General features: G+C 68.6%; 7 protein-coding genes. 5 read left to right on the top strand and 2 right to left on the bottom strand.

Features of this window, described 5'->3' with window-relative positions:
• The 5 genes from AB3X43_RS11700 to AB3X43_RS11680 form a co-directional block, all read left to right on the top strand.
• The coding region (locus tag AB3X43_RS11700) for a PAS domain-containing sensor histidine kinase (RefSeq protein WP_369430024.1) at positions 1 to 1,699 on the top strand (1,699 nt) is incomplete at its 5' end.
• Between the two features lie 6 nt (positions 1,700 to 1,705).
• Positions 1,706 to 2,338: a response regulator transcription factor gene (locus AB3X43_RS11695; RefSeq protein WP_338414719.1), complete on the top strand. Its 633-nt coding sequence runs from the start codon at positions 1,706 to 1,708 to the stop codon at positions 2,336 to 2,338.
• Positions 2,339 to 2,421: 83 nt separating this feature from the next.
• On the top strand, positions 2,422 to 3,273 hold the full coding sequence (gene folD, locus AB3X43_RS11690) for a bifunctional methylenetetrahydrofolate dehydrogenase/methenyltetrahydrofolate cyclohydrolase FolD (protein WP_369430022.1): 852 nt from the start codon (positions 2,422 to 2,424) through the stop codon (positions 3,271 to 3,273).
• A 12-nt stretch (positions 3,274 to 3,285) separates the two neighbouring features.
• Positions 3,286 to 5,316, top strand: coding sequence for a M3 family metallopeptidase (locus AB3X43_RS11685; protein ID WP_369430021.1), 2,031 nt, complete (start codon positions 3,286 to 3,288; stop codon positions 5,314 to 5,316).
• Positions 5,313 to 5,858 (top strand): lipocalin family protein, encoded by a 546-nt coding sequence (locus AB3X43_RS11680; RefSeq protein WP_369430020.1) that lies wholly within the window; start codon positions 5,313 to 5,315, stop codon positions 5,856 to 5,858. Before AB3X43_RS11685 ends, AB3X43_RS11680 begins: the two co-directional genes overlap by 4 nt.
• 16 nt (positions 5,859 to 5,874) lie before the next feature.
• Here the strand turns inward: AB3X43_RS11680 and AB3X43_RS11675 are convergent, their stop codons facing one another.
• Both AB3X43_RS11675 and AB3X43_RS11670 read right to left on the bottom strand, forming a co-directional pair.
• On the bottom strand, positions 5,875 to 7,047 hold the full coding sequence (locus AB3X43_RS11675) for a glycosyltransferase (RefSeq protein ID WP_369430019.1): 1,173 nt from the start codon (positions 7,045 to 7,047) through the stop codon (positions 5,875 to 5,877).
• A gap of 85 nt (positions 7,048 to 7,132) precedes the next feature.
• On the bottom strand, positions 7,133 to 7,699 hold a 567-nt coding region (locus AB3X43_RS11670; RefSeq protein WP_369430018.1), incomplete at its 5' end, for a M16 family metallopeptidase.

Raw genomic sequence — 7,699 nt, 5'->3', positions numbered from 1 at the left:
CGTGACGCTGCGCGGCGAGGGTTACCGCACCTCGGTGGGCCTCGTCGGCAACACGCTGTTCTGGATGGTGCTGGCGCTGTCGGCGCTGACGCTGTGGATGCTGTTCGGCACCTGGCGCCACATGCGCAGGCGGCTGCAGATCCAGGGGGCACTGGTGCAGGAGACCAACTTCCGCCGCGCGATGGAGAACTCCATGCTCACCGGCATGCGCGCGATGGACAAGGACGGGCGGATCACCTACGTGAACCCCGCTTTCTGCGCCATGACCGGTTTCACCGAGGCCGAGCTGATCGGACGGCTGCCCCCGTTCCCGCACTGGCCGCCCGAGCGCATGGACGAAAGCGCACGCCTGCTCCAGCAGGAACTCGCGGGCCGCAGTCCTGCAGGCGGGATCGAGGTGCGCGTGCAGCGCAAGGACGGCACGCAGTTCGATTCGCGCATGTACGTCTCGCCGCTGATCGACTCGCGTGGCCACCAGACCGGCTGGATGACCTCGATGACCAACATCACCGAGGCCAAGCGCATCCGCGACCAGCTCACCGCCTCGCACGAGCGCTTCACCACCGTGCTCGAAGGGCTGGACGCGGCCGTGTCGGTGCTGTCGGTGCAGACCGGCGAGTTGCTGTTCGCCAACCGCACCTACCGGCTCTGGTTCGGCGGCGACGCCCACTGGCACACACTGCTGGCCGGTCGCCCACCCAAGTCGGTGGACGAACTTGGCGACGCGGTGGACGGCATGGGCGGCCTGCCCACCGCCGACATGGACGACGCGGGTGCCGAAGCGCGCGAGGTCTTCATCGACCTGCAGCAGAAGTGGTTCGACGTGCGTGCACGCTACCTGCAATGGACCGACGGCCGGCTGGCGCAGATGCTCATCGCCACCGACATCACCGCGCGCCGGCGCATGGAGGAGCAGACCGCCCACCAGATCGAACGTGCCCAGGCGACGAGCCGGCTGGTGACGATGGGGGAAATGGCCTCGTCGGTCGCGCACGAGCTGAACCAGCCGCTGGCCGCCATCAACAACTACTGCAGCGGCATGTTGACGCGGCTGCGCGCCGGCACGCTGAAGGAAGAGGACCTCGTCTCGGCACTGGAGAAGACCTCGAAGCAGGCCCAGCGCGCCGGCCAGATCATCCACCGCATCCGCCAGTTCGTGAAACGCAGCGAGCCCCAGCGCCAGGCCACCCGGGCGGCCGACATCGTCGATGACACGCTGGAGCTGGCCGGGCTGGAGCTGCGCCGGCGCAACGTGGCGATCCACAGCTATGTGGCACAGCGCCTGCCGGTGCTGCAGGTCGATCCGATCCTGATCGAGCAGGTGCTGCTGAACCTGCTGAAGAATGCCGCCGAGGCCATCGACAACGCCCAGATGCCGCCCAAGCGGCGCACGATCGAGCTGCGCGTCGTGCCCCGGCACACCCCGGAAATGGGTGGCGTGATCGAGTTCAGCGTGACCGACGCGGGCCCCGGTCTGAAAGATGACGTCAACCACCGGCTCTACGAGGCCTTCTTCTCCACCAAGGCCGATGGCATGGGCATCGGGCTGTCGCTGTGCCGCTCGATCATCGAGTCCCACCAGGGCCGGATCAAGGCGGAGAACCTCTACAATGTCGAGCGCATCACGGGATGTCGTTTCTCCTTCATGCTGCCCGTCGGCACCGCCGGCGACCTCTCCAAAACCTCAGAAATCCACTGAACCCGCATGAGCCTGATCCCCAAAAAAGGCACCGTCTACGTCGTCGACGACGATGAAGCAGTGCGCGATTCGCTGCAGTGGTTGCTCGAAGGCAAGGACTACCGCGTCAAGTGCTTCGACTCCGCCGAAGCCTTCCTGTCGCGGTTCGACCCGCGCGAGGTGGCCTGCCTGGTCGCCGACATCCGCATGGATGGCATGAGCGGACTGGAACTGCAGGACCGCCTGCTGGAGCGCCGCAGCCCGCTGCCCATCGTCTTCATCACCGGCCATGGCGACGTGCCGATGGCGGTCACGACGATGAAGAAGGGCGCCGAAGACTTCATCGAGAAACCGTTCAAGGAAGAGGAACTCGTGGGCCTCGTCGAGCGCATGCTCGACCGCGCCCGCAGCGCCTTCTCGACGCACCAGGAACAGGCCAGCCGCGATGCCCTGCTCGCCCGCCTGACGACCCGCGAAGCGCAGGTGCTGGAGCGCATCGTTGCCGGCCGCCTGAACAAGCAGATCGCCGACGACCTGGGCATCAGCATCAAGACGGTGGAGGCGCACCGCGCCAACATCATGGAAAAGCTCAACGCCAACACCGTCGCCGATCTGCTGAAGATCGCGCTCGGCGCCACGGCAGCGGCTGCCAAGGCCTGACCGGCCAGCCCCACGTCGCACCAATCCCCGCACTGCAAGGCCGCTGTCCAGCGGCCTTTTTCATTCCAAGGAGACTTTCCGCCATGACCGCCCAACGCATCGACGGCAACGCGCTGTCCCAGCAGATCCGCGCCGAAGTGGCGCAACGTGCCGCCGCACTGACCGCCCGCGGCACGACGCCCGGCCTGGCCGTGGTCCTGGTCGGCGAGAACCCGGCCAGCGCGGTCTACGTCCGCAACAAGGTCAAGGCCTGCGCCGACAGCGGCCTGCACTCGGTGCTGGAGAAGTACGACGCGACGATGACCGAGGCCGAGCTGCTCGCCCGCATCGACGCGCTGAACAACGACCCGGCCATCCACGGCATCCTGGTGCAGCTGCCGCTGCCCAGGCACATCGACGACCACAGGGTGATCGAGGCCATCTCGCCGGTCAAGGACGTGGACGGCTTCCACGTCGCCTCGGCCGGCGCGCTGATGGTGGGTGAAGTCGGCTTCAAGGCGTGTACGCCCTACGGCTGCATGAAGATGCTGGAGTCGATCGGCATGAAGGACCTGCGCGGCCAGCACGCTGTCGTCATCGGCCGCTCGAACATCGTCGGCAAGCCGATGGCCATGATGCTGCTGGCCGCCAACGCCACCGTGACCGTCACCCACAGCGGCACGGCCGATCTGGCCTTCCACACGCGCCAGGCCGACATCGTGGTCGCCGCGGTCGGCAAGCGCAACGTGCTGACCGCCGACATGGTCAAGCCGGGCGCGGTGGTGATCGACGTGGGCATGAACCGCAACGACGAAGGCAAGCTCTGCGGCGACGTGGACTTCGACGGCGTGAAGGAAGTCGCCGGATGGATCACCCCGGTCCCCGGCGGGGTCGGGCCGATGACGATTACGATGTTGCTGGTCAACACGATCGAAGCGGCCGAACGCGCCGCCTAACGCACGCACCCCATGACCGACACGAACCCCCTGCTCTCCGCCCAACCGCTGCCGCTGTTCGACGCCATCCGGCCCGAGCACGTGACGCCGGCCCTCGATGTGCTGCTGGCCGACGCCGAGGCGGCGCTCGAAACCGCCGTCGCGCCGGACACCCCGGCCGATTACGACACCCTGTCGAAAGTGCTGTCGGTGGCGACCGAGCGGCTGGGCTGTGCGTGGGGGGCCGTGGGTCACCTGAAAGGCGTGGCCGACACGCCGGAGCTGCGCGCCGCGTTCAACGCGAACCTGCCGCGCATCACCGAGTTCTACACGCGCCAGGGGGCGGACGAGCGGCTCTACGCCAAGTACAAGGCCATCGCCGCCAGCCCGGCTGCCGCCACGCTGAGCGCCCCGCGCAAGCAGGCGCTGTCGCACTGGCTGCGCGACTTCGTGCTGTCCGGCGCCGAGTTGCAAGGCGAGGCCAAGGTCCGCTTCGCCGCGATCCAGGAGCAGATGGCCGACCTGGGCCAGAAGTTCTCCGAGCATGTGCTGGACGCGACCGACAGCTTCACGCACTACGCCACGGCGGACGAGCTGGCTGGCGTGCCTGACGACGTGAAGGCCGCCACCCGCGCCGCGGCGCAAGCCGAAGGCAAGGACGGCCACAAGCTGACGCTGCACATGCCGGTCTACCTGCCGGTGATGCAGTACGCCGACGACCGCGCCCTGCGCGAACAGCTCTACACAGCCTACGTCACCCGCGCCTGCGAAGCCGGCCCCACCGAGCACGACAACGGCCCGGTGATGGCCGAGCTGCTGCGACTGCGGCAGGAAGAGGCCACGCTGCTGGGCTACCCGAGCTACGCCGACGTGTCGCTGGTGCCCAAGATGGCCGAGAGCCCGGCGCAGGTGCTGACCTTCCTGCGCGACCTCGCCCGCCGCGCACGCCCTTACGCCGAGCGCGATCTGGCCGAGCTGCGCGGATTCGCCGCGACCGAGCTGGGGCTGGCCGACCTGCAATCCTGGGATTCCGCCTACGCCAGCGAGAAGCTCAAGGAAGCCCGCTACGCCTTCAGCGACCAGGAGGTGAAGCAGTACTTCACCGAACCGAAGGTGCTCGACGGCCTGTTCCGCATCATCGAGACGCTGTTCGAGGTGGCGATCCGCCCGGACACCGCGCCGGTCTGGCACCCCTCGGTGCGCTTCTACCGCATCGAGCGCGCTGGCCAGCTCGTCGGCCAGTTCTACCTCGACCCTTACGCCCGTTCCGGCAAGCGCCCCGGCGCGTGGATGGACGACGTCAAGGGCCGCTGGCTGCGCCCGGACACCGGCCTGCTGCAGACGCCGGTCGCGCACCTGGTCTGCAACTTCTCGACGCCGGTGGGTGACAAGCCCGCGCTGCTCACGCACGACGAGGTGCAGACGCTGTTCCACGAGTTCGGCCACGGCCTGCACCACATGCTGACGCAGGTCAGCGAGCTGGGCGTGTCGGGCATCTCGGGCGTGGAGTGGGACGCGGTGGAGCTGCCGAGCCAGTTCATGGAAAACTTCTGCTGGGAGTGGGCGGTGCTCAAGCACATGACCGCCCACGTGGACACGGGCGAGCCGCTGCCGCGCGCGCTGTTCGACAAGATGACAGCGGCCAAGAACTTCCAGAGCGGGATGATGACGCTGCGCCAGGTGGAGTTCTCGCTGCTCGACATGCGGCTGCACGCCGAGCCGGGCAGCGACGCGCGTGTCCAGCAGGTGGTGGACGAGGTGCGCGACGAGGTGGCGGTGATGAAGCCGCCCGCCTTCAATCGCTTCCAGCACACCTTCTCCCACATCTTCGCGGGCGGGTACTCGGCCGGCTACTACAGCTACAAGTGGGCGGAGCTGCTGAGTGCGGATGCGTGGAGCGCGTTCGAGGAAGAAGGCGTGCTGAACCCGGAAACGGGCCGCCGCTACCGGCGCGAGATCCTGGAAGCAGGCGGCGCGCGGGATGCGATCGACAACTTCAAGGCATTCCGCGGGCGCGAGCCGAACATCGACGCGCTGCTGCGGCACCAGGGCATGGCGGGATGACCCGCGCAGCACGGACGCTGCTGGCGGTCGGTGCACTGTCGGCGCTGCTGGCTGGCTGCACCTCTGCACCCACCGCACCACTGCCCACCGTCGCCTCCGTCGAACTCGCCCGCTACACCGGCGCGTGGTACGAGGTCGCCTCCCTGCCGAACCGTTTCCAGAAGCAGTGCGTGGCCGATACCCAGGCCCGCTACCGCCAGACCGGTGCCGACATCGAGGTCGTCAACCGCTGCCGCACCGCCGACGGCAAGGTGGACGACATCACCGGCGTCGCCAAGGTCGTCCCCGACAGCGGCAACGCCAAGCTGCGGGTGAGCTTCTTCCGGCCGTTCTATGGCGACTACTGGGTGCTGGCGCTCGGGACGGGGCCGGACTACGGCTGGGTGCTGGTGGGCGAGCCGACACGCCAGTTCGGCTGGGTGCTCTCGCGCACGCCGACAATCGCGCAGGCCGATCTGGAAACCGCCCTCGCCCGCGCGGAAACGCTGGGCTACGCGCGCTCGGCGTTCAAGCGCACGCCGCAGACGCAGCCGTTGCCCTGACGAACAAGGTGGCGGCTCAACGCTGGCGGCTGGTGCGGGCGACCTGCTCGCACACCGCCAGCGTTTCCACCGCCACGTCATCCCATGTGCGGCTCATCGCCGCGGCGATCGCCGGCCGGTCCCACGGCTGGTCGAGCGCCTGGCGCAGCGCGGTGGCCAGCGCCTCGGCATTCTTCGGCGGGATCAGGATGCCGTTCTCCGCATGCAGGATCTCGCGCGTGCCACCCACGTCGGTGGCCACCACCGGACGGCCACAGGCCACGCCTTCCACCACCACATTCGGATAGCCCTCGCTCCAGCTCGGCAGCGTCAGCACGTCGGCGGCGTTGATCCACTCGGCGACCTGCTCGGGCGCCTGGCCACCGGGCAGGTGAACGCGGTCGGTCAGCCCGGTCGAGGCCACCAGCGCCATCAACTCGTCCTTCATCACGCCATCGCCGACCAGGGCGAGCGTCACCTTCGGGTCGTCCTTGGCGAGCGCCTGAAACGCCGTGATCAGCTCGCGCATGCCCTTGGCTTCGACGAAACGCCCCACGTAGACGATCATCTTCTCGTCCGGCTTCACGCCCCACTTCGCCCGCAGCGCCGGCTGGTCCAAGGGCTTGAAGACGGCGGTGTTGAAGCCGTTGATGATGGTGTGGACCCGGTCAGCGGGCGCACCGAACTCGCGGATCGCGTACTGGCGCATCGCCTCGCTCACGGTGAGCAGCGCGTCGATGCCGCCGATGGTGCGGCGCGTCATCTTCTCGTTCACGCCCGAGCGAACGTGGATGTCAGAACCCAGCGCGCCGACGATGCACGGCACGCCCAGCGCGCGCGCCGTGCGCATCGCGGCAAATCCGTCCGGGTAGACCCAGTACGCCAGCACCAGATCCGGCTTGAAGCGGCGCACGCGCGGCGTCAGCGCCAGGCTGGCGATGTGGCCGTTGTAGCCACGGCTGACCACCGGCACGCCGGGGAAGGTGAACGCCTCGACGTCACAGCCGTCCAGCGTGTAGTCCGGCCCGACCGACCCGTAGATGAAGCTGCGCGGCTTGAACCCCGGAATGCGCGGGTACTGCATCGTCTGGAAGAAGGTCTTCACCGTGGCGAGCTTGCCCAGCGAGCGGGCGGTTTCGTGGATGTAGCGGCCCCGCGTCTGGTCGTGCGGAACGGGCAGCATGGGAGTGACGAGGGCAATGCGCAGCATCTTGGGGCTCGGACAGCGGAGAAAGCGGACAGGCGGGATTGTCGGGGCAAACCATGACAGCGATCGCCGGACACGCTCGACACACTCAGCGGCGCAACGCCGGACTGTCGAGCACCAGGGAGGCGGCCTCCAGCCGGACAGCGCCGGGCGGCAGCGCGGTCGCCGCAAACACGCGGTCCATGGGGCCGACGATGACCGTGCGCAGACGCTCCGGCGTCCAGTGCCGCTGGGCAAACGCCCGCACCTGCACCGGACTGACGGCATCCAGCCGCTGCGGCCAGCGAGCGAGGTGGCCCGGCACGCCGCCCAGCGCCCAGTCCTCACCGAGGCGGGCGACCATGCCGCTGGTGGTGTCGAGCTGCCGGGCGAACTCCCCGATCAGCGCAGCTCGGCGTGCCGCCAGTTCCGCCAGGGCAACTGGCTGCTGCGCCAGACCGAGGAGCTGGCTCTGCATCAGCCCGGCCACTTCGGCGGCATGGACATGCTCGGTCTGCGCTGCGGCAATGAACAGGCCGTTCAGACGCTGCTGCTCGACCCGCCCGCTCACCCCGTAGGACAGGCCGCGCCGGATGCGCACCTCCTGGTTGAGCCGGGCCGAGTGGCCGGCGCCCATCACGGCGACCGCCAGGGTGCCGGCAGCATGGTCGGGCGC

The organism is Sphaerotilus sp., assembly GCF_041083715.1.
Classification (GTDB): domain Bacteria; phylum Pseudomonadota; class Gammaproteobacteria; order Burkholderiales; family Burkholderiaceae_C; genus Sphaerotilus.
Note: the sequence above shows the minus strand (reverse complement) of the source record. Positions and strands in the feature narration are given on the sequence as shown.

Bases quoted from the DNA above. Each gene is read 5' to 3' on its own strand.
- AB3X43_RS11695 (WP_338414719.1), top strand. From the start codon at position 1,706: ATGAGCCTGATCCCCAAAAAAGGCACCGTCTACGTCGTCGACGACGAT.
- folD (WP_369430022.1), top strand. From the start codon at position 2,422: ATGACCGCCCAACGCATCGACGGCAACGCGCTGTCCCAGCAGATCCGC.
- AB3X43_RS11685 (WP_369430021.1), top strand. From the start codon at position 3,286: ATGACCGACACGAACCCCCTGCTCTCCGCCCAACCGCTGCCGCTGTTC.
- AB3X43_RS11680 (WP_369430020.1), top strand. From the start codon at position 5,313: ATGACCCGCGCAGCACGGACGCTGCTGGCGGTCGGTGCACTGTCGGCG.
- AB3X43_RS11675 (WP_369430019.1), bottom strand. From the start codon at position 7,047: ATGCTGCGCATTGCCCTCGTCACTCCCATGCTGCCCGTTCCGCACGAC.